The sequence below is a fragment of the Streptomyces sp. LX-29 genome, from assembly GCF_029541745.1.
Classification (GTDB): Bacteria; Actinomycetota; Actinomycetes; order Streptomycetales; family Streptomycetaceae; genus Streptomyces.
On sequence record NZ_CP089746.1, the window covers coordinates 6503185 to 6529027 of the forward strand.

Below are 25843 nucleotides of genomic sequence, written 5' to 3' on the forward strand. Positions count from 1 at the left end.
CGCTCCCGTGGTGGGGGTCGGTTCCGCTCGGGTCGGGGTCGCCTCCGCGGGGGCCGTTCCCGTGGTCGCCGTTCCGGGGGCGGGGGTGGCTCCCGTGGTGGGTGGTGCTCGCGCGGGCGTCGCTTCGACGGTCGGGGTCGCTCTCGGGGCGCGCCGCGCGCCCGGCGCTGCCGGGGTCGCTTCCCCGGGGGGTGCTCCCGTAGGCGTGGCCCGTCCTGCCGGGGTCGCTCCCGTGGTCGGGGTTGGTTCCGCTCGGGTCGGGGTCGCCTCCGCGGGGGCCGTTCCCGGGGTCGCCGTTCGCGGGGCGGGCGCCGTTCCCGCGGCGGGGGCCGCCCCTGTGACCGCCGTTTCTGCGACCGCCGTTCCCGCCGTCGCCATTCCCACGGGCGCCCTCCCCGCAGCGGGGATCGCTCCCGCGGCCGGGGTCGCTTCCGCCCCGCTCGGGGTCGTCCCCGCGAGCATCGTTTCGACGGTCGGGGTCGCTCTCGGGTCGGAGGGCGCGCCCGGCGCTGCCGGGATCGCTCCCGCTGCTGGGATCGCTCCCGCCCCGGCCCTAGGCGGACCCGCCACGGTCGGGGTCGCTTCCGCCCCAGCCCTAGGCGGACCCGCCACGGTCGGGGTCGCTTCCGCCCCGGCCCTAGGCGGACCCGCCACGGTCGGGGTCGCTTCCGCCCCGGCCCTAGGCGGACCCGCCACGGTCGGGGCCGCCCCCATGGTCGGGGCCGCTCCCCCCGGCGGGGTGGCTCCGCCCGCCCCGCAGGTTCGCGCGGAGGTGACGGGCACGGCGCGGCTTTCGTCCGCCGCGGCGCGCCGGCAGCGGGCGGGCCAGGGTCGGGCCGGAGCCGGCGCCGGCGCAGGCGCCGGGGTGGGAGCGGAACGATGAGAGTGCTGCACATCATCACCGGCCTCGGCGCCGGGGGCGCCGAGCAGCAGTTGCGGCTGCTGCTGCGTCACCTCCCGGTCCGCTGCGACGTCGTCACCCTCACCAACCCCGGTGCCGTGGCCCACGGCATCCGCTCCGACGGCACCCCCGTCACCCACCTGGGCATGGGCGGCAACCGCGACCTGAGCGCGCTGCCCCGCCTGGTCCACCTCATCAAGGCCGGCGGCTACGACCTCATCCACACCCACCTCTACCGGGCCTGCGTGTTCGGCCGGGTCGCCGCCCGACTGGCGGGCGTACGGGCCGTCATCGCCACCGAACACTCCCTCGGCGGCAACCGCATCGAGGGCCGCCCGCTCACCTCCGGGACGCGCGCGCTCTACCTGGCCACCGAGCGGCTCGGCTCCGCGACCGTGGCCGTCTCGGCGACCGTCGCCGACCGGCTGCGCGACTGGGGCGTGCCCAGTGGCCGGGTGCACCTGATCCCGAACGGCATCGACGCCCGCCACTTCCGCTTCGAGCCCGGCGCGCGCGCCGCCGCCCGCAACCGGCTGGACCTCGGGGAACACGACTTCGTGGTGGGCGGGGTGGGCCGGTTGGTGCCGGACAAGCGGTTCGACCTGCTGGTGCGGGCGGTGGCCGCGGTGCCCCAGGCGCGGCTGCTGCTGATCGGCGACGGGCCGGAGCGCGCCACGCTGTGCGCGCTGGCCGACCGGCTCGGGGCGCGCCGCCGGATCCGACTGCTGGGGGAGCGCGACGGCGCGGTCGGGACCACCGGGGACCGGGCCGCCGACATCCCCGGGCTGCTCGCCGCGATGGACGTCTTCGTCTCGCCGTCCTCGCAGGAGTCCTTCGGGCTCGCGGTGGTGGAGGCGCTCGCGGCCGGGCTGCCCGTGCTGCACATCGCCTGCCCGGCCATCGACGAACTCCCGCGCGACGCCGCGCCCGGGGCCCGGCGCGTCCCCCCGGACGCCACCGCCCTGGCCGAGGCGCTGTGCGAGCTCGCCGCCGCCGGGCCGGTGCGGCACCCGGTCCCGCCGGCGGTCGAGCGCTACTCCATCGCCCGCACCGCCGACCGCCTACGGGCGCTGTACGAACGCACCTCCGCCCACTGGCCGGACCGCTGTGGCCATGGACCGGTGCCCACCGCGCCCCGCCGCCCCTTCCCCGCCCTCTCCGACCCCAGGAAGTGAGCGCCCACGTGAACGACATGACCGACACCAACCCCGCCGACGCCCTCGCCGACGCTCCCGCCGACGCCACCGGCGAGCCCCGTACCGCCCCCGTCGCCCCGCCCGACGGCGCCACGGACGTCTCGCGGAGCCTCAGCCCGCCCCCCTTCGTCGCCTCGCCGTCCGTCGCCGCGGACGGCTCGGGAAGTCCCCACCTCGCCGCGACCGCCCCCGTCGCAACCGCCCCCTTCCCGGGGGCCACCGCGGCCGCCCCCGCTCAAGCCTCCGGCTCCTTCGGCCTCTCCGGGCCGCAAGCACACCCCGGCCTCTCCGGGCCGCACGGACACCCCGGCCCCTCCGGACCCGCCGGGGCCCCGTCCGCCGTGCCGCTCCGCGGCGGCCTTCCGCCACGTGACCTCGGTCTGCCGGGCGACGAGCCGGACCCGGGCACGCCCGCCGCGGAGCCGCCCGGTGGGCAGCGGCGACGGGACCGGGCGCCGGAGCCGCGCCGGCGCCGGATGCCGGGGTGGTTGATCCTGTTGCTGTGCACGGCGCTCGGCGGGGCCGGGGGAGCGGCGTACGGATGGTTGACGCCGGCTCAGTACTCCGCCACCGGCTATGTCGTCGTGGTGCCGGGCATGGACTCCGAGCCCGCGACCGCGCTCGGCTTCGCGCAGGCGTACGGGCGGATCGGCACCGGCGGCGCCGTGCTCCTCCAGGCGCAGCGCCTCACCGGACGGCCGGCGGCGGAGCTGCGCGACAAGGTGCGCACGTCGACCTCCCCGGACTCGCCGCTGATCGAGATCACCGGCACGGACTCCCGGCCCGCCCGCGCGGCCGCCGTCGCCAACGCCGTGGCCCGCGCGCTGACCCGGAAGGCCAACGCCGCCTCGGCGAGCACCGGTGTCAGCGTCACCGGGTTCGCCGCCGCCCTCGAGCCCGACGCGCCCAGCACCCCGGCGCCCCGCGTCACCACGGCGGTGGGTGGCTGCGCGGGTGCCGTCCTCGGCTGTCTCGCGCTGCTGGTCCGCCCGTCCCGGTCCGGCCGTCGCGGTGAGCGCCCCACCGCGGGCCCGGCCGCGCCCGCCGGGCCCGAGCCCTCCGCCGGCCCCGAGTCCTCGGCCGGCCCCGAGCCCCTCGCCGCGCTCGGCGTGCCCGCCCCCGCCGGCGAGCCGGCGGGAGGCGCCCGGTGACGACCTGGACCGTGGCCGAGTGCCGGGACACGGCGCGGTTCGGCGCGCTGGCGGCGGAGTGGGACGCGCTCTACCGCCACTGCCGTACCGCCACCCCCTTCCAGACCCACGCCTGGCTCCACTCCTGGTGGCTGTCGTACGGCCGGCGGGGGCGGCTGCGGCTGGTACTGGCTCGGCGGGACGGGCGGCTGGTGGGCGTCGCCCCGCTGATGCTGGCCTGGCGGCCGCTCCCGGTGCTGGTGCCGCTCGGCGGGGCCGTCTCCGACTTCTGCGACGTCCTGCTGCACGACGACTGCGTGGACGCCGCCGCGGCCGCGCTCGCCCGGGGGCTGCGCCGCGCGGCCGCCGGCCCGGCCCTGATCGACCTGCGGGAGGTGCGCCCCAGCGGGGCCGCCGAGCGGCTCTACGCGCACTGGGACGGTCCGCGGCGGCGCCTCGCCGACTCGGTGTGCCTGGAACTCCCCGGCCGGCCGCTGACCGAGCTGCTCCAGCGGTTGCCCGGGCCCAGCGCCCGCCGCACCCGGCGCCAGCTGCGCCGGCTGGACGCGCTCGGCATCGAGCACCGCAGCGTGCCCGCCGAGGAGATCCCGGAGTCCGTCGCCACCCTGCTGGAGCTGCACGGCCGGCAGTGGGAGGGCCGGGGGGTCACCCCCGAGCACCTCTCGTCGCGCTTCGCCGAGCACCTCACCCGCGCCACCCGCCGACTGGTCGCCTCCGGGGGCGCCCAGCTCACCGAGTACCGGATCGACAGGCGGGTGCTCGCCGCCGACGTCACCCTCATGTCTCCGCGGATGTCGGGCGGTTACCTGTACGGCGCCCATCCCGACCTGCGCGCGATGAAGGCGGACATCACCGCCATGCTGCTGCGCCACGACACCGAGCACGCCGTCGCCGCCGGCCGGCCCGTGCTCAGCATGCTGCGCGGCACCGAGCCGTACAAGCGGCACTGGCGGCCGGACACCGTCGTCAATCAGCGGCTGCTGCTGGCCCGCCGCGGCCGGGGCTGGGAGCTGCGCCGTTACGCGGCCCAGTCGGCGCTCCGGTCCCGCGCGGCGGGCGTGCTCCGCGACCGGCTGCCGGCGGTGGGGAAGCGTCTTCGGGGGCTGCGGCAGTGGACCCCGTTCGGGGCGGGCCGGCGCCGGGCCGCGCCGGCCCGGCGGCTCCCCCCTCCCGCGCGTGCCCCGCGCCCGGCGGCTCCGCGCCCGTCGTCCGGTCCCGGAAGACCCGCGCCGCCTCGGGGTTCCGCCGGCAGCGCCACACCCCGTGCGGGCAGTAGTCCGTGATGCTCTGGTAGAGCGGCGGGTGTCGGGCGAACCAGTCGAGCATGCCGCGCATGTACTCCGGGTTGTCGCCGTGGCGGAACAGGCCCCACTCCGGATACGAGTGGGGCTTGCCGTGCCGCGCGGCGAACTCCACCTGGTCGCGCAGCCCGTACGGCTGCTCCACCTGTTCGGCGAAGGTGTCCCCCGGCGGCTGGTCGTAGGAGTCCATGCCGACGATGTCGACGACGTCGTCGCCGGGGTAGCAGTCCGGCCAGGGGATCGCGTCCCGGCCCCGGCTGGGCGCGAAGTCGAACCGGAAGCGCTGCCCCGGAACGGCGCGCATCCGTGTGACGATCCGTCGCCAGTACGCCTTCCACGCCTCCGGGTCGGGGGCGCAGCGGCCGGTGTAGGTGGTGCCGTTCATCTCCCAGCCCAACACCAGGACCGTGTCGGGGACGCCGAGCGCGACCAGGCGCTCGGCCAGCGCCCGGAAGTGCGCGTCGTAGGCCCCGTCGGCGCCGGCCGTCAGCAGGGTGCGCACCGTGTCGTCCGGCACGCGCGCCTCGTTGCGCGGCAGCATGGGCACGTTGAGCACGAAGAGGCGGTCGGCGGCGGCCCGGCGCCAGCGGGCCCAGGCGGGCAGCAGCGTCACCTCGCCGCGGATGTCCGACCAGTTGCCGCCCGGCAGATAGCTGCGGCCCACCCGCAGCGCCGCGTCGTGGCCGCTCCAGTCGCGCAGCGCCGACAGCCGCGCCACGCCCTCCGGGCCCGAGCCCAGGAAGGCGCCCCAGGCCGGCCCACCCCGGGCGGCCCGCGGTGGCGCGGCGGGCCGGTCGGGGCGGGCGGCGGGGGCGATGGCCGCCGCCGTCCATACCAGCAGGGCGGCGACCGCGATGGAGGCGGCGGAGGCGAGCCTGCTGCCCGGGCCGCGGTGCCGCCCGGGCCGGTGCGCCCGCCCGGAGCCTCGCCGAAGGGCCGTCGCGTCGAAGCGCCGTCGAACGGTCGCCGGGTCGAAGCGTCGTCGGAGGGTCGCCGGGTCGAAGCGCCGTCGGAGGGCCGTCGGGTCGAAGCGTCGTCGAAGGGGCGCCGGGCCGGTGCGCCGATACCGGGCCGGGGCCCGGTGTCGGGCCGCCCGCGCCCGGGGGCGACGCGGGTCCCCGGCGGAGCCGGCAGTTTCCTGAAAGGCCATTGCGGGTCCTCGGTGGGCGCGGCTAGACATGATCACGGACGCCGTCGCCCGCGACCACTCCGGACGGCGGTGACCTCGGGCGTCCCCCGTCCCCGGCGGAGGTCCCCGGCGGCGGAGGTCCGGTGTATCACCCCAGCCACGCCGGCCCTCCGCCGCAAACGCCCGCTCATCTCCCCACGCCTTCGGGTCAGCGGAGGTGCTCGCGGGTGGGGACGACGCCCTCCTGGTCGGAGACCAGGAACAGCCCGGCCATGCCGTGGTCGGAGTGGGGTTGCACATGGCAGTGGTACATCCAGGCGCCGGGGCCGACGTCCTCGCCCGCGATCACCTGGAAGCCGAAGGAGTCGGCGGGCCCGGTCACCTTGTTGTCGATGATCCGGCTGGGGTCGCCCAGGCCGGCCAGCATGCCCGTGCGGTTGTCCGCCCAACGGTGGCCGTGCAGATGGAAGGTGTGGAAGAGCTTGCCGTGCGTGATCATGATGATCTCGACCCGGTCGCCCATGGTGGCCCGGAGGTTGGGCCCCTCCCGCAGGTTGTTGATCTTGGTGTCGTTGAAGACGATCGTGAACTGCCGGTCCGGCAGGATGTCGCCCTTGCGGCGGACGACCACCGGGCCGTACAGGCCCCGGCGGAGGCCCCCGGTGCCGTGCGGGGTGCCCACCATGTGGTCGTGGTAGTGCCAGTAGCCGGCGCTGCCGCCGCGCCAGGTGCCGTCCGGGCGCTGGGTGGGGGCGTGGCTGCGCCAGGTGTAGACGCGGCGCTCACCCGGCCGCACCGCGCCGCCCTGGTGGAAGGTGCCGTCGCTGTCGATGTCGTAGTCGAGGCCGTGCGGGTGCAGGCTGCATGTGGTGTCCATGGTGTTCTCGAACTCGATGTGCAGGGTGTCGCCCTCCACCATCTCGATCACCGGGCCGGGGATCGTCGCCTTGCCCCGCTCCCGCCCGTACCCCATCTGCCCGTTGGGCAGCCGCTCCGCGTAGAGCCGCATCCGGTGCACCTCGCCGCCGGCCCGGGTGACCCGGCGCAGCCGGCGGGCGGCCGGACTGTCCGGCGACTGGGGCGCTTCCGGCTCGAGGGGGGCGCCGCCCGGCCCGGGGGCCTCCGGCTCCCGGGGGTTGCTCCGCGCCGACGCGGGGGCGAGGCCGAAGGGGGATACCGCGGCGGCGGCCGCGCCGCCCGTGAACAGCCGTCTGCTGAAGGTGCGTCGGGGCGCGCCGCCGACTTCTGCCTCACTCATCGCTCTCCCGGCTCGCGGGTTCCCCGGGGCGCCTGAGCGCGGGGGAACCGCGTAGATCGGTTGGTTCGGTTGGATCAATGCGGACATAACATATCAAAAATATGCGTAAAGCCATGGACTCACCACGGCGGCGACCCCGGCCGGCCCGAGCTGACTCGCAGTCAAACCGCGGGAGCCTACCCACCGCCGCGCCCCCGCGGACGGAATTCATCACACCTTGAGCGGCCCTGAGACCGGGGCGAGCGCGTCCGCGTACGACTGGATGGCCAGGTATCCCCGACTGGAGGTCGAGAGTTGAGCCACCGACGTGTGAACAAGAGGACAGGTGTCATAGTCGGCGCCGGCATCGCCGCGCTCGTGACGGGGGCGATCCTGCTCCCCCAGGCCAACGCCAGCCCGGACGCCCCCGACACCCCCTCCGGACCGCGCACGCTCAGCGGCCCCTCCGCCGCGCGGCTCGCCTCCACGCTCACCGGCGACCTCGGCGAGAACGCGGCCGGCTGGTACTACGACGCCGACGCCCGGCGGCTGGTGGTGAACGTGCTGGACGCCGACTCCGCAGGACGGGTGCGCGACCAGGGCGCGGTGGCCCGGACCGTGCGGAACAGTACCGCCGAACTGCGCGCCGCCACCCGCGTCCTCGGCGACAAGGCGGCCGTGCCCGGCACCGCCTGGTCCATCGACCCGCGCAGCAACCGCGTCGTGGTCCTCGCCGACCGCACGGTGACCGGAGCCGAACTGACCACGGTCACCTCGGCCGCGGAACGGATGGACGGCCTGGTGACCGTGAAGCGGTCCGCTGGGGAGTTCCGCACCTTCGCGGGCAACGAGGCGCTGGACGGCGGGGACGCCATCTTCGGCGGCGGCTCCCGCTGCTCGCTCGGCTTCAACGTCGTCGTCGACGGGGCGCCCGGTTTCCTCACCGCCGGCCACTGCGGCAACGCCTCCCGGTCCTGGAGCGTGGACCAGGGGGGCCAGCCGGTGGGCACCGTGCGCAGCTCCGAGTTCCCCGGCAGCGACTTCGCCCTGGTGACCTACGACGACCAGGCCGTCCCGGCCACCAGCAGCGTCGACCTCCAGGACGGCTCCACCCAGCCCATCACCCGCGTCGCCGAGGCCAGCGTGGGCATGCCGGTGCAACGCTCCGGCTCCACCACCGGGCTGAGCGAGGGGACCGTCACCGGTCTGGACGCCACGGTCAACTACGGCGACGGCCAGATCGTCACCGGCCTCATCCAGACCGACGTCTGCGCCGAGCCCGGGGACAGCGGCGGCGCGATGTTCTCCGGCGACGCCGCGGTGGGGCTGACCTCCGGCGGCAGCGGCGACTGCACGCAGGGCGGCGAGACCTTCTTCCAGCCGGTGTCCGCGGCGCTGGCCGCCACGGGCGCCGAACTCCCGGTCGGGGGCGGTGAGGCGCCCGGCGACGGCGGACCGGTGAACTGACCGGAACCGTCGGGTCGGCCCCCGCGCGCCCTCCCTCCGCCGGGGCCCCGGGCATCCCTCCCTGCCCCGTGCCCGGGGCCCCGGCCTCCCCTCGTGACACAGTGCCCCCGGCCGCCGACGGCCGGGGGCACTGCCGGCTCCGGACCCGGCAGGGCCGAAGCGGCGGTGGACCCACCGGTGCGGCCGGCTCCCCGTGTCGCGCCCGCTCCTGCGAGACTGGCCCGGTCCCATCCGAAGGAGCACCACATGTCCATGGCACGTCACCTCCGCAAGGCGGTGCGGCTTCCGCTACGGCGCCGCCGCGTCGACCTCAGCCACCCCGCCCGCTCACCCCTGGGCACCTCGGTGGTGAACTGCGTGGCCTACCTCGACGGGGCCCGGCAGTCGGGGGCCTGCCCCGCGGGCGAGGCGATCGAGCGGGTGCGCAGGGCCGCCGGAGGCTTCGTGTGGATCGGGCTGCACGAGCCCACCGAGGTGGAGTTCGCGGACATCGCCAAGCTGTTCGGGCTGCATCCGCTGGCGGTGGAGGACGCCGTCCACGCGCATCAGCGGCCCAAGCTGGAGCGGTACGACGACACCCTGTTCGCCGTCTTCAAGACCGTGCGCTACGTCGAGCACGACCAGCTCACCGCGACCAGCGAGGTGGTGGACACCGGCGAGATCATGGTGTTCACCGGCCCGGACTTCGTGATCACCGTACGGCACGGGCGACACGGCTCGCTCGGGCCGCTGCGCGAGGAGCTGGAGGCCGACCCCGGCCAGCTGGCCAAGGGGCCCTCGGCCGTGCTGCACGCCATCGCCGACCATGTCGTCGACGACTACCTCGCGGTCGCCGAGGCGGTCCAGGACGACATCGACCAGGTGGAGACCGAGGTCTTCGCCCCCCGCGTCGGTGAGCGCGGCACCGGCGACCCGGGGCGGATCTACCAGCTCAAGCGCGAACTGCTGGAGCTGAAGCGAGCGGTGGCACCGCTCGACCGCCCACTGCAGCAGCTGGCCACCCAGCCCATGCGGCTGGTCGACCCGGACATACAGAAGTACTTCCGCGACGTCGCCGACCACCTGGCCCGGGTCACCGAGCAGGTCGCCTCCTTCGACGAGCTGCTGAACTCCATCCTCCAGGCCCATCTGGCGCAGGTGACCGTCGCCCAGAACGAGGACATGCGCAAGATCACGGCCTGGGCGGCCATCATCGCCGTGCCCACCATGGTCTGCGGTGTCTACGGCATGAACTTCGACCACATGCCGGAGCTCCGGTGGCGGTTCGGCTATCCGCTCGCGCTGTCGGTGATCGCGGTCGCGTGCTTCGCCATCCACCGGGGCTTCCGGCGCAACGGCTGGCTGTGAACCGTGGCCTCGGCCCTGCCCCTGGGCTGTGGCCCGCGGCCGTGACCCTCAGAGGGCGATGCGGCGCTCCTCCGCGGTGATCGCGAGGTCGTTGATGGAGGCGTAACGCCGCCGCATCAGCCCGTGCTCGTCGAACTCCCAGTTCTCGTTGCCGTACGAGCGGTACCACTGGCCGTCGTGGTCGTGCCACTCGTACTCGAAGCGCACCGCGATGCGGTGGTCGGAGTACGCCCACAGCTCCTTGCGCAGCCGGTAGTCCAGCTCGCGCTCCCACTTCGCGGTCAGGAACTCCACGATCTCGGCGCGCCCGTTGAGGAAGACGTCGCGGTTGCGCCATTCGGAGTCCGGGGTGTAGCCGAGCGCGACCCGCTCGGGGTCCCTGCTGTTCCAGGCGTCCTCGGCCGCGCGGACCTTCTGCTGGGCGGTCTCGGCGGTGAACGGCGGCAGTGGCGGACGGGTGACGGTCATCGGTGCTCCCTTGTGCGATCGGGGGTGTGGAGGGGTGTGCCAGCTGGAGAACGATCGTTCTCCCCGCTGCGCGGTAGCCTAGGAGAACGATGATTCTCATGCAAGGGGAGTCCACGGCCGGCCCGCGCCGGTACGGACTCACGCAGGGCGAGGGGTGACATGGAAACCGCGACGCTGGAGACGAAGGTCCTCGACGCAGCCGAGGCGCTCTTCTACGGCCGGGGCCTTCAGACGGTGGGCATGGACCAGATCCGGTCCGCCTCCGGGGTCTCGCTCAAGCGCCTGTACCAGCTGTTCCCCTCCAAGGACACCCTGGTGCTGGCGTATCTGCACCGGCGCGACGAACGCTGGCGCGCGGAGCTGACACGGCAGGTCGCGGCGGTCACGGAGGCCCCGCGCGAGCGGATCCTGGCGGTCTACGACTGGCTCGACCGCTGGTTCCGGGAGCCGGACTTCCGCGGCTGCGCCTTCGTCAACTCCTTCGGGGAGCTGGGCGCCGCCTCGGAGCCGGTGGCCGAAGCCGCCCGCGCCCACAAGGCCGCCTTCCGGGACTATCTGTCGGGCCTGGTGGCCGCCGCCGGACTGCCCGAGCACCTCACCGACCAGCTCTTCCTGCTGGCCGAGGGCGCCATCACCACGGCCGCCGTCTCCGGCGGCCCCGAGCCCGCGCGTCAGGCGCGCGAGGCAGCGCGGGCGCTGATGGACGCGGCGGGCTGAGCGCGCCCGGGCGCCGCGGCCGGGGCCGGACGTGGTGGCGCGGCGGCCGCGCCCCGTCTCACCTGGGTGGGACGAGCGTGAAGTAGCGGTCCACCATCGCTCGGTCGCCGGCCACGGCGTCGAGCCGCTCGGCGGGCACCCGCTGCCACAGGAAGAGCATCAGATCGGAGGCCGTCCCGGTGAGCTCGACGTCGCAGGCGTCGCAGGCGTCGCAGGCGTCGGTGGCGTCGGTGGCGTCGGTGGCGTCGGGGGCTTGGGACGTGCCGCCGAGGCAGTGTGGCCCACCGGCGAGCCGGATCTCGTCCCCCTCGAAGCACACCGTCCACCGCCCGGGGCCGTCGCTCTGCCGGAAGCCGAACCGTTCGCCCGCGCCGGGCGGGGCCCCCAGCCACTGGCGCCGGGCCGGCGCCATCACCTCGAAGGTGTGCCCGACGGCGGCCGTCGCCAGCCCGGTCGGCATCGGCCGGGGCGTCCCGATCGCACCCTCCGCGTCCCAGCGGTGCACGGCCGTCTCGATGGTCTGCGTCAGCAGCCAGAAGCCGATGCTCCGGTCCCGGCCGAAGGTCCACACCTCCTCGCTCAGGTCCCGCGTGGTGAAGAGCGACTCCAACACGGCCGCCCCGCCCCCGAACCAGTCGATCAGGCTCACCGGCACCGGACCGAAGTGGGGCGCGTCCTCCAGCGACGCCGGCCACTCCGTGCGCTCCGGCGGCAGGTCGGCCAGGAACTCCGGGGCCGCGACGTCCGGGGGCTGCGACAGACGTTCCCTGACGATGTGGATGACGGTGCGATGCACTCCGGAGAGGTGCGCGATCAGATCGGTCACCGTCCAGTCGGGGCAGGACGGGACGAGTGGCGCCCCGTCCTCCTCGGCCGCCCGGCGGACCGCCACCTCGAACGCCCGCGCCTCGCTGCGGAAATAAGGGACGTAGTCCATGGCCTTGGCGCTACCCAGGTTTCCCCGGCCCTACGCGGGGCGCCGCGCACGCTGCCGACACCCGGTAGTTGCATGTCCATCGCACCTGGTCAGCGGGCGTATGACGGCAGTAGCCGCAAGGGGCTCGGTGTGCCAACGTACGAGACATGGAGGGCAGCGGGCACGCTCACGAGGACATACCGGGCCGGATGATCGGCCACGGCGACGACCACCCCGACCACCCCGACCACCCCGATCACCCCGATCACCCCGATCACCCCGACCACCCGCGTCACGGCGGTGGCCACGACCCCGGTAGTGGCGGTCATCGCCACGACCACGGCCACGACCGCCATCACACTCACCACCCCGACCCCGACCCCGACCCCGACCCCGACCGAGACCACGGGCAGGACCACGACCACGGGCACGATCACGGGCACGACCACGACCACGGCGCGGCGTCCGGCCGGTGGCACCGGCTCCGGCACCTGGCGCGGCCGCACTCCCACGAGGCCGCCGACAAGGTCGACGCCGCGTTGGAGTCCTCGGCCGAGGGCATGCGCACGCTCTGGATCTCGTTGGCGGTGCTGGGCGCCACCACCGTCGTCCAGGCGCTGATCGTGGCGGTGTCCGGCTCGGTGGCGCTGCTCGGCGACACCGTGCACAACGCCGCCGACGCGCTCACCGCCGTACCGCTCGGCATCGCCTTCGTCCTCGGCCGCCGCGCCGCCAACCGCCGCTACACCTACGGCTACGGGCGTGCGGAGGACCTGGCCGGGGTCGTCATCCTGCTGACCATCGCGGCCTCGGCCGCCTTCGCCGGCTGGACGGCCGTCCAGCGGCTGCTGGATCCGCGCGAGGTCAGCCATGTGGGGGCGGTGGCCGGGGCGGCGCTGGTCGGCTTCGCGGGCAACGAGTGGGTGGCCCGCTATCGCATCCGCACCGGCCGCCGCATCGGCTCCGCCGCGCTCGTCGCCGACGGGCTGCACGCCCGCACCGACGGCTTCACCTCCCTCGCCGTGCTGCTCGGCGCCGCCGGCTCGGCGTTCGGCTGGCCGGCGGCCGACCCGATCGTCGGACTGCTGATCTGCGCAGCCATCCTCGCGGTGCTGCGCGACGCAGCCCGTGAGGTCTTCCACCGGCTGATGGACGCCGTCGACCCGGGCCTGGTCGACGCCGCCGAGCGGGCGCTGCGCTCGGTGACCGGGGTGCGGGACGTGGGGCAGGTCCGGATGCGCTGGATCGGCCACGCACTGCGGGCCGAGGCGGACATCGTCGTCGGTCCCGAGCTGACCGTGGTGGCCGCGCACCGCCTGGCCGTCCAGGCGGAACACGCCGTCATCCACGCGGTGCCGCGACTCCGCGCCGCGACCGTCCACATCGACCACGCGGCCTCGCCCGCCACGGATCCCGACCCGCACGCCCTGCTCGCCCACCATCGGACGAGCCCCGCGGGCTAGCGTCAGCCCGTCGAGCTGGGGACCGCCCACTCGACGGGCACCCCGTCCTCGAGGTCGAAGCGCACCGGTCGCGAACCGCGCAGCGCCTCCTGGGTGTAGGCGCTCCAGATCTGGGCGTGGCTGCTGTCGCCGGGCCCGCCGGCGCCCCTGAGGCGGATCTGCTTCTGGGTCTTCGGGTCCTCGCCGAACAGCCCGACCGCGGTGACCAGTTCCGGCGTGTAGCCGATGAACCATGCCGCCTTGCGGTCGTCGGACCGGCCCGCCGCGCCCGCCACGGCCTGCGGCACGTTCCGCACGGAGGCGGGGACGCCGTTGCCCTTGACCGCGTCGGCCTCGAGCGCGAAGGTCACCGCGTCGGCCGTGCCGCGTGAGATGACGTGGTCGCCGACCGGGTCCGGCAGCTCGGCCCGCTCGTGCCCGCGCTGGGCCGACGCCACCACCGAGGGTGTGACCTTCCGGCCGTGGTTGTCGAGGGTGGCGTACACCCCGGCCAGCTCCAGCGGGCTGCTGCCCATCAGACCGAGCTCGGTGGAGCGCTCGGCGTCGAAGCCGGGCGCCTTGGAATCCATGCCCAGGTCCGCCGCGGTCTGCTTGATCCTCCCCGGGGTCACGTCCTCCGTGCCGTCGCCGTGCTCCAGCGAGGCGGCCAGCACCAGGGGTTCGAAGGCGGATCCCACCTGGTAGTCGGTGCGGGTGGCGTTGTTGATGTAGTGCCTGGTGTAGTCGCGGCCGCCGTAGAACGCCACCACCTTGCCGGTGCGCGGGTCCACCGAGACCGCCCCCGCCTGCGTGGCGGAGCTCTTCGCCCGGTCGGTGATCGCCTTCTCCAGGGCCCGCTGCTTCACCGGGTCGACGCTGAGGGTGATGGTCCAGCCGCCCGCCGCCAGGTCCTGCTCGCTGACGCCGGAGGCGATCAGCTCGCGGCGTGCCGCGTCGACCAGATAGCCGGCCTGGCCGTCGAGGCCGGGGGTGGGCTCGGGGGCGCGCGGCACGGCGAAGCGCTGCCGCCGCCGCTCGCCCGGGTCCAGCCAGCCCACCTCGACCATGTTGTTCAGGACGTAGTTCCAGCGCTGCTTCACCAGCTTGCGGGAGACCGGGCCGGCGATGGCCCAGTCGTACTGGCTGGGGGCCTGCACCAGCGCCGCGAGGTAGGCGCCCTCCGACACGGTGAGCTTCTCCACGTCCTTGCCGTAGTAGGCGCGGGCCGCGGCCTGGATGCCGTACGCGTTGCGGCCGAAGTAACTGGTGTTCAGATAGCCGGCGAGGATGTCGTCCTTGGAGTTGCGCTGATCCACCTTGAGCGCGATGACCAGCTCCTTCACCTTGCGGGTGACCGTCTGGTCCTGACTCAGGTAGTAGTTCTTCACATACTGCTGGGTGATGGTCGAGCCGCCCTGGGTGCCCTTGCCGGTCACGGTGTTGAGCAGGCCGCGCGCCACGCCCACCGGGTCGACGCCCCGGTCCTGGTAGAAGGACTTGTTCTCGGCGGCGACGAAGGCGCGCTGCACCACCTTGGGCACCCTGCTGAGGTCGACGCTCTCCCGGTTGATCTCGCCGGTGCGGGCTGCCACGGTGCCGTCGCTGTAGAGGTAGACGTTGCTCTGCGCCTTGGCCAGGGCGTTGGCCTTGGGGATGTCGATGGAGAAGTACAGCACCGCGAAGCCCGCGAGCAGCAGCGCCCAGAAGCCGAAGAAGTAGGCGAGCAGCTTCCGCCAGGTGAAGAAGCGGCGGAAGCCGGTCTTCTTCGGCCGCTTCGACCTCTGCCGCCGCGACATGGGCCGTCTCGACGCGGCCCTCCGGCGCCGTGACGGCCGCTGTCCGTCCGGCCCTCCGGCCGCCGCCGGCTTCCCGACCCGCGGGAGCACCGCGGTGCTCGCGGAGCTCTCGGCCGTCTCCGGCGGTCCGGACGTCGTGGACGCGCCCGTCGTCGCCGGCTCCCCGGCCGCCGTGGCCGACGGGGCGGTGGCCGACTCGGTGGCCGTGGCCGGCTTCTCGGCAGCCGTGGACCTCCCGGCCGCGACCGCCTTCTTGGCCCTCGCCAGGGCCCTGCCCGCCGCCGCGGCACCGTCCCACCGCCGCACCACCGCGGTCACCCGCATCCGCCTCATCCGCATGCGGGCCATGCTGCGCGGGGAAGATCTTCAGAACCGCACCGCTCGGCGTCGGCCGGGCCTCGGTGACGACTCGACTTCCCCTCGGGGATGTATCAGCCGTGTATCGACGCCCGCTTCGGGCCCGGCCCCGATCCGGGCTCCGGCGCGTCCTCCGGCCGCCCGTCGGCGTCCTCCTCGACGGTCGGTCCCGGGCAGTCGGGCAGTCGGACGGTGGCGACCGCGCCGCCGTCCGGGGCGTTGCCGAAGGCCAGCGCCGCACCGATCACCTCGGCCTGACCGAGGGCGATGGTCAGCCCCAGCCCATGGCCCTTGCCGCGCTCGCGGGCGCCGGTGCGGAACCGCTGCGGGCCGTCCCTGAGCAGGTCCTCCGGATAGCCGGGGCCGTGGTCGCGCACGGTCACGGTGCGGCCGTCCGGCTCCACCGTCACCTCGACCGGGCCCCGGCCGTGCCGATGCGCGTTGACGACCAGGTTGGCGACGATGCGCTCCAGCCGGCGCGGGTCGGTCCACACCGTCGCGTCCGTCTCCGCCCCGCCGTCCAGCCGCACCGGCAGCGCCGTACGGGACACCGCCTCCTCCACCAGCGGCCCGATCGCGCACCGGGACAGGTCGGCGTGCTCGGCCCCGGCGTCCAACCGGGAGATCTCCAACAGGTCCTCGACCAGGGAGCGCAGCACCCGGACCCGGTCCCGTACGTATCCGGCGGCCTCGTCGTCCGGCGGCAGCAGCTCCGCGGCGGTGACCAGGCCCATCAGCGGCGTCCGCAGCTCATGGGCCACATCGGCGGTGAAGCGCTGCTCGCTGCGCAGCCGCTCCTGGAGCGCGGCCGCCATCGAGTCCACCGCGCGGGAGATCTCCGCGATCTCGTCCTGCGGGCGGTCGGCGGCGGAGATCCGGGCGTCCAGGTCGCCGGCGGCGATCCGGCGCGCGGTGCCGGCGGCGGTCCTCAGCCGGCGGCTCATCCGCCCCGCGGTGAGCATGCCCAGCGGCAGCACCACCGCGGTGGTGAACAGCCCGGCCAGCAGGATGTTGGTGTCCAGCGCGCCGAGGTCGCGGATGGTCGTGTTCATATCGACCCGCACCGACAGCACCTGACGCCCGGCGGGCCGCGCGGCCCACATCGCCGGCCCGTCCGGGCCGGTGGTGAACGCGGTGCCCTGGTGCCCCCGGCGGGTCAGCCGCTGCAACTCGGCGGGCAGGTCCGGGGCGTCGAGGGCGGCGCCGGAGCCGCGTACCTCGCCGGTGTGGGCGTAGATGACGGCGGCCCGGTCGAGCGTGGTGCGGGCGGCGTCCCGCGCCTGCGACAGCTCGCGGTCGCGCGAGGCGTAGTGCACCAGCACTCCGACGGCGGCCGCGACGGCGCAGGTCGCGGCGGCCACCAGGGCGGTGATGCGCCACTTCAGGGAGCGCAGTGCCATGGTCAGCGCCGCAGCTTGTAGCCGAAGCCGCGGACCGTCTCGATCCGTTCGGCGCCTATCTTGGCCCGCAGCCGCTGCACATGGAGGTCGACCACCCGGGTGTCGCCCTGCCAGGCGTGGTCCCACACCCGGCTGAGCAGGGTGCGGCGCTCCAGCACCACGCCGGGCGAGGCGGCGAACTCGAGCAGCATGCGCAGCTCGGTCGGGGTGAGCGCGAGCGGCTCCCCGGCCCGCCGCACCTCCATGCCGCGCGGGTCGATGGTCAGATCGCCGAAACACAGCAGCTCCGGCTCGATGTCCTGGGCCGCCTCGGCGCCCGGTGCCGTGGCCGGCCCGCCGCCCGTGTCGGGCCCGACGGGGGCGAAGGAGGCGCGGCGCAGCAGGGAGCGGATCCGGGCCACGATCACCGCGCTCTCACACGGCTTGACCACGTAGTCGTCCGCGCCGGCCTCCAGGCCGGCGATGACGTCGAGCGAGTCGCCGCGCGCCGACAGCATTAGGATCGGGGCGAGACTCAGCTCGCGCACCCGGCGGCACAGCCCGATGCCGTCCAGTTCGGGGAGCATCACGTCGAGCAGCAGCAGATCGGGCCGCTGCTCGCGGAAGACCTCCAGTCCGGTGAGGCCGTCGGCCGCGGTGTAGACGGTGAAGCCGTACCGCTCCAGCGCCATGCGGACCGTGTTGCGGATCACCTCGTCGTCCTCGACGAGGAGCAGCCGCGCCTCGGTCGCGGAGCCGGTCGTGGTGCCCGGCGGGGTGTGCGCGGTGGTCATGGAGTGGTCCTCGTATCCGTCCTCGTGTCCGTCCCCGGGACCGGGCTCGTGCCGGGGCCCGACCCCTCGCCCGACCCCCGGTCCGCCGTGGGGTTCGTGTCCGTCGGCGGCGCTCCGCTCAAGGACGCGGCCGGCGTCCGGCCCGGCTCCCAGGTCGCGTCCTGCGGCGTCACGGGGGCCATGACCTCTCCGTTCCACCGGTAGCGGGTGGTGACCATGCCCTCCGCGCCGGTCGCCCGGATGACCAGGTCCCGGCCGTACGTCTCGCCGTTGAGCCCCTCCCGGCCGAAGCTGAAGTAGATCAGCACCGGCCGGATCGTCCGGCCCGAGGCCCGGTAGACCACCAGCAGGTCCAGCTGGACGGTGGGGCCGTCGGCCGCGACCACCAGCTCCTCCCTGCCGTCGCCGGTCAGGTCGCGGTAGACGGGCTTCCGCAGCGGGCACAGCTTCCCGGGGCAGGGCTTGATCGCCTGATGCACCAGCTCCGGCATGTTGGGGTCGTGGAGCAGCAGCTCCGTCGCGGACATCTTCCGCAGCCCGCCCGCGGGCACGGAGACGCCCTTGACCGGCATGTTGGGCCGGAGCGGCGGCGCGGTCGGGGCCGCGGGCGGGGTGTACTCCGGCCACAGCGGAGAGGCGCTGGTCGGCGGCGTGAGGCGGGGGGCCCGCCCCTCGTCCCGGGTTTCGGTCTGCGCGACGCAGCCCGCCAGCCCGACGGCCGCGGCCACGGCGGCACCGCAGGCGGCGAGCGCGGGGCGGGCGATCCGGTGCCGGCGGTGCCGGATGGGACGGAGGAGGCGCATAGGGCCACCAGCGTACTGGTGTGCCATCAGCGGCTCGCGGGCGCTTCCGGCCCGTCCCATACTGGAGCCATGACCACGCAGCAACAGTCGCCGTACCTGGTGGAGGTTGCCGAGCTCAGCGCCGACTCCCGCTACCGGGTCGTGCACTTCCTGGGGAGGGCGGAGCACACCGAGCCGCTGGGTCCGGAGGAGTTCGAGCCCCGGCTCAGGCAGCAGTTCCCCGGGTTGGATCCGCACGATGACCGGAAGGTGCACTGGGCCGACCATCCGTGGGAGTGGCCACGCTGGCACCCCGGTGAGGCGTAGTTCCTCGCGGCGCCGGCTCCCGCTCGCCGGGTCGCGCGGCGTCGTTCATCGTACGTATGAGTAACCTAATGGTTGCTTTGCGTAAAGATTTTACGGATGAGGCTTGCACGTTTGCCCACCCCGGACCGGTTTGCTGGTCCTGAGAGCGAGGACGCTCTCCGGCACGCGTGAATTGGCAACACGCGCGCCGTCCCGCGGATGCGAAGGACCATCCACCGTGATTGATGTCGCCACCAGCGCGTTGGCCGTGTCGCTGATCACCGCGTCGCGCGTGTTCGCCGCGGACGCCCGGATACTGCTGGGCCGCGTGCTCGGCGCGGGCGTGCGGATCGGAGCCGCGTCCCTGGTCGAGCGCCACCAGGAGCCGGCCCGTCGACAGCCGGCCGGCCAACGGTCGGTCGACCGGCCGCCGGGCGCGCAGGCGGTCGCCACCGGCCCGTCGACGCTGTGTGCGCCGGAGAACGAGGGGGCCCGATGAGCGTGGACCGAACCCCGCAGGACCCGCCGACGCGAACGGTGCGCGAACTGCCCGTGACCCTGCCCGCGGCCTTCTGGGCCTTCCACCAGCTGTACCACCGCCCGTACCTGGAGTACGCCCACCTCCAGCTCGGCGACCGCCGGATGGCGGGCGAGCTGGTCCACGCCACCTTCATGCAGCTCGCCGTCATCTGGCCGCAGATGATGGCGGACGCCAACCACGAGGCGTACGCCTGGGCCCTGCTGAAGGAGCGCGTGGCCAAGGAACTGCTGCGCCAGGGGCGCGACGTGGCGATAGTGGAGAGCGCCGCGTTCTCCCGCGCGACGCGTGCCGCCCTGGAGTCCGTGCGCGACCAGTTCGCCGAGCTGGAGAGCGCACTGGGGCTCTACGCGGCCATCAGCAGACTGCCGGAGCGCCAGTTCGACGCCATGGTGCTGCGGTTCGTCCTCGACTATCCGACGGACCGCGCGGCGCACATCATGGGCGTCACCCCGGCCACCGTCCGCTCGCAGCTGCGCTTCGCCAAGCGCAAGTTGGCCGGCGAGCTGGGCCTGACCGCGGAACTGGCCGCCGACCTCGGCGCCGACGACGATGAGGAGTGAGGGCCCGATGCCTTCCAGCAGAAGCCTCGCGGAAGCCCTGGCGTCGGCCCGGGCCCTCGAGGACGAGTACGACGACTTCGACGTCGAGGGCGCCCGCCGCCGCATCGAGCACGACCTGGGCCGCACCGCGTGGCGGGACACCGGCGGCATGGGCGACCCGCCCCCGGCGGCGACCGCCTGCGCCGGCACCGTCCCGGACTGCCCGGCGGCCGGCCCGGTACAGCCGGCGTCGGTGTGGCCGCCGTCGCTGCACGACCAGGCCGCCCGCGATCTGCGGGTGCTGTCCACCCTCGTCATCCGGGACGCGGACGCCTCCCGACACATGGCCCGACTGGACAACTCCCGGCGGATCGACCCGGAGGGCGCGCTCGTCTTCGCCTGCGTGCTCTACCTGGCCGACTACGAGGACGCGGCCCAGTTCTGGTGGCAGTTCGCCGCCGGCGCGGGCTCCTCGACCTCCGCGTACTGCCTGTACCTGCTGCACATGCGGCGCGGCGAACTGCGCGACGCCGAGCACTGGGCCTGCCAGGTCGCCGAGCTGGACGCGGAGCCCCGGCCGGTGCGGTCGCCGGAGCCGGGGCCGGAACGACACCCCGGCCCGGGCCCGGCCCCGGACTCCGACCGGGCCGCGGGCATCGGCATCCGCTACGACATCTCGGGGCCACCGCCGGGCGGTCCCAGCGAGGCGTCGCTGAGAGAGGCGGTGGAGCGGCTGGACATCGACACCGACGCGGACTACGGGGCCATCCCGCAGCCCGACCCCCGGCTGGCGCACCGGCTGGAGGAGCTCGCCGATCAGTCGTCCTGAGCGTCCCCGGCGGCGCCGGCCGCCGCGGCGTCCTCCGGGTACCAGCGCAGCTCGACGGTGTTCCCGTCCGGGTCGGTGACGTACAGGGACTCGGCGGTGCCGCGCGCGCCGAAGCGCTTGCCGGGGCCGTCCACGACGGTGAACACCCCGGAGGCGACGACCTCCTGCCAGTCCAGGGGCTCCACGGCGAGACAGATGTGATCGACGTTGGAGCCCCGCGGGGCGTCCGTCCCCGGGGTGATCAGGTCGATGATCGTCGACGGGCTCACCCGCACCGACGGGAAGGGGACCTCGCCCGCCCGCCACTCCTCCACCCGTACCGGCTCCAGGCCGAGCGGTCCGGTGTAGAAGGCGAGCGAGCGCTCGATGTCGGCGACATTGAGCACGAGGTGGTCAAAGGCTATGACGCGCATGGTGACTTCTCTCCTGACGTGCGGAAACGAGGACGAATCCCGATCCCGACCATGATCGAACACAAGGACCGATTCCCGCCAGACTCCTCGTCCGCGTCGGGACAGGCTGGTCCCATGAACGAGATCGCACACACCCCTGACACCACCACGCCGAGCACCTTCGAGGGCGGCGCCCAGACGGGCGGAGTGCCCGCCCTGCACGGCAAGGTCGCCCTGGTCACCGGCGGCAGCCGGGGCATCGGCGCGGCCGTGGCGCGCCGGCTGGCCGCCGCGGGCGCCGATGTGGCGCTGACGTACCAGCGGGGCGCCGACTCCGCCGCCGACGTGGTCGACGCGGTCAAGGCCGTCGGCCGTCGGGGCCTGGCGATCCAGGCCGACAGTGGCGATGTCGCGGCGGTCACCGCCGCGGTGGACGAGACCGTCGCCACCCTCGGCCGGATCGACATCCTGGTCAACAACGCCGGTGTCTTCCCCGTCGGGCCGGTGGAGGAGCTCGGCGCGGAGGAGTTCGACCGCGCGGTCGCGGTGAACGTCCGCGCGCCGTACCTGGCCTCCCGCGCGGCCGCGCGCCACATGACCGACGGAGGACGGATCATCAGCATCGGCAGCAACGTCGCCGAGAGGACGGTGTTCCCCGGCCTCACGCTGTACGCGCTCACCAAGACCGCCCTCATCGGCATGACCAAGGGCCTCGCCCGCGAACTGGGCCCGCGCGGGATCAACGCCAACGTGGTCCACCCGGGCGCGACCGACACCGACGCCAACCCGGCACACGGCCCGAACGCCGCCACCATCAGCGGCTTCACCGCCCTCGGCCGCTACGCCGCACCGGACGAGATCGCCGCGACCGTCGTCCACCTGGCGGGCGACGGCGGGGCGTACATCACCGGCGCGGCGATCGCCGTCGACGGCGGCTTCACCGTCTGACGACCCGTCCCGCGCGCTGGTGCGTCGCGCCTCGGTGTCACGGCCCGCGTCAACGGGCCGTGACACCACCGTGCGCGGAGGTCGTCCGGCCGTCGAACGGGCCGTGACACCGCCCCGCGCGGAGGTCGTCCGGCCGTCGATCCGACACGGGCCCCGCCGCCGGGCGGGCCCGCCCCTCCATCGTGCGACGCGTGCGACGCGCCCGCACGCGGAGCCCGCGTGAGCCGCGTGCCGCTCGTGGAGCCCGCGCGCTTGGTGAGCCCGTGCCGCAGGCGGTGCCCGCCTGAGCCCGTGCTGCTCGTGGTGCCCGCCTGAGCCTGTGCCGTTCGTAGAGCCCGCGTGAGCCGAGGTGCTCGCGGACTTCGCTTGAGCCCGTGCCGTTCGCGGAGCCCGCCTGAGCCCCTGCCGCTCGCAGAGCCCGCCTGAGCCCGTGCCTCTCGCGGAGCCCATGCCGCTCGCCCGGTCCGCGCCCGGCCCGCCGCCGTCCGCCGCCGCGCCGCCGACGACACGGGATGCCCGCTCCCGACGCGGGACCCGCCACGCGGTTACGTTGGCCACGTCGACCCACACACCCCGCCGAGGGAAGGGGCGCGCGTTGATCCCCACGACGATGAGGGCCTGGCAGGTGCGGGCCCCCGGCCGGCTGGACCCCGTGGAACTACCCGTTCCGGAGCCCGCCACGGACGAGCTGCTGGTACGGGTCCGCGCCTGCGGCGTCTGCCGCACCGACCTGCACGTCCGTGACGGCGATCTGCCCCCGCACCGCAGCCCGGTCGTCCCCGGCCACGAGGCCGTGGGCGAGGTGGTCGCGACGGGCGAGGCCGCCGCCGGCCCACCACTCGGCAGCCGGGTGGGCATCCCCTGGCTGCGCCGGACCTGCGGCACCTGCCGCTCCTGCGCCCGCGGCCAGGAGAACCTCTGCCCGTCCTCGACGTACACCGGCTGGGACGCGGACGGCGGCTACGCCGAGTACGTCACCGTGCCCGCCGACTACGCCTACCCGCTGCCCGCGGCGTCCCCCGACGCGGAGCTCGCCCCGCTGCTGTGCGCCGGCATCATCGGCTACCGCGCGCTGCGCCGCGCCGAGCTGCCGCCCGGCGGCCGCCTCGGCATCTACGGCTTCGGCGCCTCCGCCCACCTCACCGCGCAACTGGCCATCGCCCAGGGCGCGACCGTCCACGTCCTGACCCGCTCGGCGGCCGCCCGTACCCTCGCCCTGGAGTTGGGCGCGGCCTCCGTCGGCGGCGCGGCCGACCCGCCTCCGGAGCCCCTCGACGCCGCGATCCTGTTCGCCCCCGCCGGCGAACTCGTCCCCCCGGCCCTGGCGGCCCTCGACGCCGGCGGCACCCTGAGCGTCGCCGGCATCCACCTCTCCGACATCCCGCCGCTCCACTACGACCGGCACCTGTTCCGGGAACGCACCCTGCGCAGCGTCACCGCCAACACGCGCGTCGACGGACGGGACTTCCTCGCCGCCGTCGCGGCGCATCCGCTGCGGGTCTCGGTCGTCCCGTACCCCTTCGACCGTGCCGACGCGGCCCTCGCCGATCTCGCGGCCGACCACGTCCAGGGCGTCGCCGTCCTGGAGCTGACGGGATGAGCCGCGCCGCCCGCTTCTCAGAGGAGCGAGAGGCGGGCGGCTGTCTATCAGGGCTTACGGCCAGCGGACCACCGGTCCTTGGCTCGGTTGACGGCAGTCGGGCGCGTCCCACGGCGGTCGCTGCCCGGCCAGAGCGTGACACAGGCCGGCGTGCAGGTGCTCGGCTTCCGTGACGGTCAACCGCAGCGAGGCAACGGCGATGGGCTCGCCGCTCTTGCTGATCTGAAGCGAGAGCGCGAGTTCCCCATCGTCCGTCCAGCTGAAGCGCCGTTCGGGTACGGGGCTGATCAGCCACGGTGTGATGGCGCGCGAGGGAGTCATTGCCACGCCCCCGGCTCGAACCGGTAGGGGCGGGTGATGATCTCCCGGTAGGCGAGGTGGCTCGTGTTGGACTTCAGATGCGTCACCGCCCACGCCGTACCGTCCGCACCGCCGGAGAACGGTTCGCTGAACTCTCCGCACTCCGCGCACTGCATCGTGAACGAGTACGCCTCCGCCTCCGGCCGCCGGTCCGGCTGGATGGTGTAGTCCCGGAACCGGTAGACAGAGCGCCGCACCGGCCCCCGCGCTCCCAGATGCGCACGGATCTGCGCGGCCAGGTCATCACCGCGCCGCCCCAACTCCGCCAGGCTCGGCTCATCCTTGACGTTGTTCCCCGGACCCGACGCCGGGGGTGTCTGCTCACTCACCGGGCCACCTCCATCCCATGGATCAGACGCGGACCGACGTCGATCCGACCGCCTCCGGGCAGCAGTAACCGCAGCAGCGGTTCGAAGATCGTTCGGATAGGGTCGTGCATGTCGTCAGCCTCCACGTGGTTGATGGCCACGCCCCCGGACCAGCCGCACGCTCGGTCGCGGGGGTCTCTACGTGGCCGGTGATCTGTGTGGTCAGAGCACGACGAGCTGTCCATTTGATCCGTGCAAGGTTGAACGGCACGGCCTGATCAAGCTCCATCGACCGTCTGCTGACCGGGTTTCCGAGCTCAATCACTGTGCCGCGCCACCCATCGCGCGAACAATAGAGTCTGCAATGAATCACCCACTGCACGGAAAATGGCACATGCCAGTACCGGCGCATCGACTGGTGCGGCGAACGGTTGGCGTGTCATGCTGCGCATCTCGCTGTGAATAAAGGGCAGTTGGGCCGGGAAGGCAGACAGATGGCGGCACCGCACAGGCCAACAGCACGACGTATCGCACTCGGCCATGATCTGCGCGAGCTGCGAAAGCGGGCGGGGCTCAGCCTCGCGGAGGCCGTGCAAGGACTCTCGTTCAGTGACACGAAGCTCCAGCGGGTCGAGACCGGACTTCAGGATCTTCGTAGCGCGGGTGACTTGCGCAGGCTTCTGGCCCGATACGGCGTCACCGATGACGAGGAAGTCGAAAGGCTGGTGGAGACCCAGAGGGAAGCGTCCAGCCGAGAGTGGTGGACGCCTGCCGCCACAGGGCTGACGCCAGGAATGCCACGGTTCGTCGGGATCGAGGCGGCGGCTCAGGAGATCCGGGCCTACCACCCGACCCTCATCCTGGGGCTGTTGCAGACCGAGGCGTACGCCCGCACGAGGCACGAGAGCGCAAAGCCCATCGACGAGACGACGAGTGAATTCGTTGATCAGAGCGTGCGGGTGAGGATGAAGCGAAAGGAGGTCCTGTCCCGAGACGAGGACCCGCTAAGGCTGTGGGCCGTCCTCTACGAATCAGCCCTGCGGCACATCGTCGGCGATGCCGACCTGATGTGTGAGCAGTACGACGAGATCGCCGAGCTGGCGTCGCTCGACAACGTAACCGTGCAGGTGCTCCCCCAGACGATGCGCGGGTACCTGTTCGAACACAACTTCAACATCATGATCCTCGGGGACACCATGCCGACGACAGTCCAAGTGGACACCGCGTTCGGTGCGACGTCCATCTCTGACAAGCGTCGAGAGGTCGGACGGTTCTCACGTCACTTCGAGGCGCTGTCGAGGTCGGCGCTGCCTCCCGAGGACACCCCTAAGTTCCTGCACCAACTATCCCGAGAGATCACAGCATGACCACCAAGGCTCACACTCCGGCGGCCCAAGACCTCACCGATGCCGACTGGTTCAAGTCCTCCTACAGCAGCAACGGACAGAACTGCGTGGAAGTCGCCACCCCGTCGATGTCTGCCGATGGCGGGATGGCCGTCCGTGACAGCAAGGACCCCAGCGGTCCGGCGCTGGTCTTCTCGGCGCGCGGCTGGTCGTCGTTCGTGGCCGCCATCAAGCGCGGTGAGTTCCCCGCCGTCTGACCGACCCGGCACCCGGCCACCAATGCGAGCGGCCCCC

General features: G+C 74.0%; 25 protein-coding genes and 1 pseudogene. 15 read left to right on the forward strand and 11 right to left on the reverse strand.

Features of this window, described 5'->3' with window-relative positions:
• The first annotated feature begins 879 nt into the window (after nucleotides 1–879).
• The 3 genes and pseudogenes from LRS74_RS27395 to LRS74_RS27405 all read left to right on the forward strand — a co-directional run.
• Nucleotides 880–2076 (forward strand): glycosyltransferase, encoded by a 1197-nt coding sequence (locus LRS74_RS27395; RefSeq protein WP_277743491.1) that lies wholly within the window; start codon nucleotides 880–882, stop codon nucleotides 2074–2076.
• 8 nt (nucleotides 2077–2084) lie between these two features.
• Nucleotides 2085–3248 carry a hypothetical protein gene (locus tag LRS74_RS27400; protein WP_277743492.1) on the forward strand — a complete coding sequence of 388 codons (1164 nt, stop codon included), beginning with the start codon at nucleotides 2085–2087 and terminating at the stop codon, nucleotides 3246–3248.
• Nucleotides 3245–4330, forward strand: a pseudogene (locus tag LRS74_RS27405) (GNAT family N-acetyltransferase); the annotation flags it as partial. The gene LRS74_RS27400 and the pseudogene LRS74_RS27405, both read left to right, overlap by 4 nt.
• Here LRS74_RS27405 and LRS74_RS27410 read toward each other — a convergent pair.
• Nucleotides 4215–5699 carry a glycosyl hydrolase gene (locus LRS74_RS27410; protein ID WP_277743493.1) on the reverse strand — a complete coding sequence of 495 codons (1485 nt, stop codon included), beginning with the start codon at nucleotides 5697–5699 and terminating at the stop codon, nucleotides 4215–4217. The pseudogene LRS74_RS27405 and the gene LRS74_RS27410 sit on opposite strands and share 116 nt — an antisense overlap.
• 187 nt (nucleotides 5700–5886) lie before the next feature.
• On the reverse strand, nucleotides 5887–6936 hold the full coding sequence (locus tag LRS74_RS27415) for a multicopper oxidase domain-containing protein (RefSeq protein ID WP_277743494.1): 1050 nt from the start codon (nucleotides 6934–6936) through the stop codon (nucleotides 5887–5889).
• Nucleotides 6937–7245: 309 nt separating this feature from the next.
• Between LRS74_RS27415 and LRS74_RS27420 the strand changes: the two genes are divergently transcribed.
• Together LRS74_RS27420 and LRS74_RS27425 are read left to right on the forward strand one after the other, a co-directional pair.
• Complete coding sequence (locus LRS74_RS27420; RefSeq protein ID WP_277743495.1) at nucleotides 7246–8382, forward strand: S1 family peptidase; 1137 nt, start codon at nucleotides 7246–7248, stop codon at nucleotides 8380–8382.
• Nucleotides 8383–8628: 246 nt separating this feature from the next.
• Nucleotides 8629–9729, forward strand: a complete 1101-nt coding sequence (locus LRS74_RS27425; protein WP_277743496.1) for a magnesium and cobalt transport protein CorA — start codon at nucleotides 8629–8631, stop codon at nucleotides 9727–9729.
• A 48-nt stretch (nucleotides 9730–9777) separates the two neighbouring features.
• Here the strand turns inward: LRS74_RS27425 and LRS74_RS27430 are convergent, their stop codons facing one another.
• Nucleotides 9778–10197, reverse strand: a complete 420-nt coding sequence (locus LRS74_RS27430) for a nuclear transport factor 2 family protein (RefSeq protein WP_277743497.1) — start codon at nucleotides 10195–10197, stop codon at nucleotides 9778–9780.
• Between the two features lie 159 nt (nucleotides 10198–10356).
• Here LRS74_RS27430 and LRS74_RS27435 point away from each other — a divergent pair, with 159 nt between their 5' ends.
• Nucleotides 10357–10914, forward strand: a complete 558-nt coding sequence (locus LRS74_RS27435; protein ID WP_277743498.1) for a TetR/AcrR family transcriptional regulator — start codon at nucleotides 10357–10359, stop codon at nucleotides 10912–10914.
• Nucleotides 10915–10972: 58 nt separating this feature from the next.
• Here the strand turns inward: LRS74_RS27435 and LRS74_RS27440 are convergent, their stop codons facing one another.
• A complete protein-coding gene (locus LRS74_RS27440; RefSeq protein WP_277743499.1) occupies nucleotides 10973–11851 on the reverse strand; it encodes a maleylpyruvate isomerase family mycothiol-dependent enzyme in 879 nt (292 codons plus the stop codon).
• A 146-nt stretch (nucleotides 11852–11997) separates the two neighbouring features.
• Between LRS74_RS27440 and LRS74_RS27445 the strand changes: the two genes are divergently transcribed.
• The gene (locus LRS74_RS27445; RefSeq protein ID WP_277743500.1) at nucleotides 11998–13293 is read left to right on the forward strand and encodes a cation diffusion facilitator family transporter; all 1296 of its coding nucleotides are present in this window, start codon (nucleotides 11998–12000) and stop codon (nucleotides 13291–13293) included.
• 2 nt (nucleotides 13294–13295) lie between these two features.
• Here the strand turns inward: LRS74_RS27445 and LRS74_RS27450 are convergent, their stop codons facing one another.
• The 4 genes from LRS74_RS27450 to LRS74_RS27465 form a co-directional block, all read right to left on the reverse strand.
• Nucleotides 13296–15407 carry a transglycosylase domain-containing protein gene (locus LRS74_RS27450; protein ID WP_277743501.1) on the reverse strand — a complete coding sequence of 704 codons (2112 nt, stop codon included), beginning with the start codon at nucleotides 15405–15407 and terminating at the stop codon, nucleotides 13296–13298.
• A 92-nt stretch (nucleotides 15408–15499) separates the two neighbouring features.
• Nucleotides 15500–16825, reverse strand: a complete 1326-nt coding sequence (locus LRS74_RS27455; RefSeq protein WP_277743502.1) for a HAMP domain-containing sensor histidine kinase — start codon at nucleotides 16823–16825, stop codon at nucleotides 15500–15502.
• A gap of 2 nt (nucleotides 16826–16827) precedes the next feature.
• The gene (cseB, locus tag LRS74_RS27460; protein WP_277743503.1) at nucleotides 16828–17598 is read right to left on the reverse strand and encodes a two-component system response regulator CseB; all 771 of its coding nucleotides are present in this window, start codon (nucleotides 17596–17598) and stop codon (nucleotides 16828–16830) included.
• A complete protein-coding gene (locus tag LRS74_RS27465; protein WP_277743504.1) occupies nucleotides 17595–18401 on the reverse strand; it encodes a hypothetical protein in 807 nt (268 codons plus the stop codon). The genes cseB and LRS74_RS27465 overlap by 4 nt, the downstream gene beginning before the upstream one ends.
• A 69-nt stretch (nucleotides 18402–18470) precedes the next feature.
• Between LRS74_RS27465 and LRS74_RS27470 the strand changes: the two genes are divergently transcribed.
• The 4 genes from LRS74_RS27470 (at nucleotide 18471) to LRS74_RS27485 (ending at nucleotide 20595) form a co-directional block, all read left to right on the forward strand.
• A complete protein-coding gene (locus LRS74_RS27470) occupies nucleotides 18471–18707 on the forward strand; it encodes a hypothetical protein (RefSeq protein WP_277743505.1) in 237 nt (78 codons plus the stop codon).
• Nucleotides 18708–18924: 217 nt separating this feature from the next.
• The gene (locus LRS74_RS27475; protein ID WP_277743506.1) at nucleotides 18925–19185 is read left to right on the forward strand and encodes a hypothetical protein; all 261 of its coding nucleotides are present in this window, start codon (nucleotides 18925–18927) and stop codon (nucleotides 19183–19185) included.
• Nucleotides 19182–19787: a sigma-70 family RNA polymerase sigma factor gene (locus tag LRS74_RS27480; protein ID WP_277743507.1), complete on the forward strand. Its 606-nt coding sequence runs from the start codon at nucleotides 19182–19184 to the stop codon at nucleotides 19785–19787. Before LRS74_RS27475 ends, LRS74_RS27480 begins: the two co-directional genes overlap by 4 nt.
• 7 nt (nucleotides 19788–19794) lie before the next feature.
• Nucleotides 19795–20595, forward strand: a complete 801-nt coding sequence (locus tag LRS74_RS27485) for a hypothetical protein (RefSeq protein WP_277743508.1) — start codon at nucleotides 19795–19797, stop codon at nucleotides 20593–20595.
• On the opposite strand, the gene LRS74_RS27490 is transcribed toward LRS74_RS27485, so the two are convergent.
• Nucleotides 20583–21008 (reverse strand): VOC family protein, encoded by a 426-nt coding sequence (locus LRS74_RS27490; RefSeq protein ID WP_277743509.1) that lies wholly within the window; start codon nucleotides 21006–21008, stop codon nucleotides 20583–20585. The genes LRS74_RS27485 and LRS74_RS27490 overlap by 13 nt on opposite strands.
• 186 nt (nucleotides 21009–21194) lie before the next feature.
• On the opposite strand from LRS74_RS27490, the gene LRS74_RS27495 reads away from it, so the two are divergent.
• A complete protein-coding gene (locus LRS74_RS27495; RefSeq protein ID WP_277744970.1) occupies nucleotides 21195–21935 on the forward strand; it encodes an SDR family oxidoreductase in 741 nt (246 codons plus the stop codon).
• 610 nt (nucleotides 21936–22545) lie between these two features.
• Nucleotides 22546–23535, forward strand: a complete 990-nt coding sequence (locus tag LRS74_RS27500) for a zinc-binding alcohol dehydrogenase family protein (RefSeq protein WP_277744971.1) — start codon at nucleotides 22546–22548, stop codon at nucleotides 23533–23535.
• Between the two features lie 54 nt (nucleotides 23536–23589).
• Here LRS74_RS27500 and LRS74_RS27505 read toward each other — a convergent pair whose 3' ends face one another.
• Both LRS74_RS27505 and LRS74_RS27510 read right to left on the reverse strand, forming a co-directional pair.
• Nucleotides 23590–23856 (reverse strand): hypothetical protein, encoded by a 267-nt coding sequence (locus LRS74_RS27505; RefSeq protein WP_277743510.1) that lies wholly within the window; start codon nucleotides 23854–23856, stop codon nucleotides 23590–23592.
• On the reverse strand, nucleotides 23853–24224 hold the full coding sequence (locus LRS74_RS27510) for a hypothetical protein (RefSeq protein ID WP_277743511.1): 372 nt from the start codon (nucleotides 24222–24224) through the stop codon (nucleotides 23853–23855). The genes LRS74_RS27505 and LRS74_RS27510 overlap by 4 nt, the downstream gene beginning before the upstream one ends.
• A gap of 473 nt (nucleotides 24225–24697) precedes the next feature.
• On the opposite strand from LRS74_RS27510, the gene LRS74_RS27515 reads away from it, so the two are divergent.
• Together LRS74_RS27515 and LRS74_RS27520 are read left to right on the forward strand one after the other, a co-directional pair.
• A complete protein-coding gene (locus LRS74_RS27515; protein ID WP_277743512.1) occupies nucleotides 24698–25570 on the forward strand; it encodes a helix-turn-helix transcriptional regulator in 873 nt (290 codons plus the stop codon).
• Entirely contained in the window at nucleotides 25567–25806 is a 240-nt protein-coding gene (locus LRS74_RS27520) for a DUF397 domain-containing protein (RefSeq protein WP_277743513.1), read from the forward strand. The genes LRS74_RS27515 and LRS74_RS27520 overlap by 4 nt, the downstream gene beginning before the upstream one ends.
• Nucleotides 25807–25843 lie beyond the last annotated feature (37 nt).